This window comes from Oleiphilus sp. HI0125 (assembly GCF_001635355.1).
Genome location: NZ_LWGF01000019.1, coordinates 1 through 1,045 on the forward strand (window position 1 = coordinate 1; position 1,045 = coordinate 1,045).

General features: G+C 44.7%; 3 protein-coding genes. All 3 read right to left on the minus strand.

Annotation, left to right across the window (positions count from 1 at the left end):
* Positions 1-143: 143 nt before the first annotated feature.
* On the minus strand, positions 144-503 hold the full coding sequence (gene rplT / locus A3762_RS00595; protein ID WP_068476609.1) for a 50S ribosomal protein L20: 360 nt from the start codon (positions 501-503) through the stop codon (positions 144-146).
* A 32-nt stretch (positions 504-535) separates the two neighbouring features.
* A complete protein-coding gene (rpmI, locus tag A3762_RS00600) occupies positions 536-727 on the minus strand; it encodes a 50S ribosomal protein L35 (protein WP_068476610.1) in 192 nt (63 codons plus the stop codon).
* Positions 728-803: 76 nt separating this feature from the next.
* Positions 804-1,045 (minus strand): translation initiation factor IF-3 (gene infC, locus A3762_RS00605; protein WP_068753616.1); only part of this gene is annotated, 242 nt, incomplete at its 5' end.

Genomic DNA, 1,045 nt, shown 5'->3' on the forward strand with positions numbered 1-1,045 from the left:
CGCTCTGGACGAGTTGATCTAGGTTTCCATTTATTGTTCTCCGAAAACAAAAATAGGGGGCATAGCCCCCTATTAAAATGTGCTCGATTCGTGCGGGCTGCTGAATCTAAATTAGCTTTTCAACAGTTCCTCACAAACGGCTTTTAGTTAGCTAATGCTGATTTAGCCTTTTCAACAACCGCTGCAAATACAGGCGCATCGTTCATTGCGAGATCTGCAAGAACTTTACGATCGATTTCAACGTTTGATTTTTTCAAGCCAGCAATAAGACGGCTGTATGACAAACCGTTCAAACGCGCACCAGCATTGATACGTGCAATCCACAATTGACGGAATTGACGCTTACGCTGCTTACGGTCACGGTATGCATATTGACCAGCTTTGATAACTGCTTGTTTAGCTACACGAAATACTCGGCTACGAGCTCCGTAGTAACCTTTAGCTTGCTTTAATACTTTCTTGTGGCGACGGTGCGCGGTAACTCCACGTTTTACGCGAGGCATAGTGTTCTCCTAAACTAAATTTTTTGAACCAATTAGATACGCAACATGCGCTTGATTGACGCTTGATCCGCGTCTGCAACTTGCTTGCAACCGCGAAGCTGACGCTTACGCTTTGGCGACTTTTTGGTCAAAATGTGGCTAGTAAAGGATTGCTTATGCTTGAATCCGTTGGCTGTCTTTTTAAAGCGTTTAGCCGCACCGCTTTTTACTTTCATCTTAGGCATAATAACTCACTCCGCATTGGATCAATATTTGAGTAAAACAAAGCGCCTAGTTGTGGCGAGTAACCACAGCTGTGTTTTACTTTCTCTTTTTAGGGGCTAGAACCATCATCATTTGACGACCTTCCATTTTTGGTCGCTGTTCGACAGTGCCGTACTCTTCAAGATCACGTTCGATCCTTTCAAGTGCTTGCATACCGATCTCCTGATGGGCCATTTCACGACCTCGATAACGAATCGTCACCTTAGCCTTGTCCCCATTTTCAAGGAAACGTATCAGGTTGCGCAGTTTTACCTGATAATCCCCTTCTTCCGTCCCTG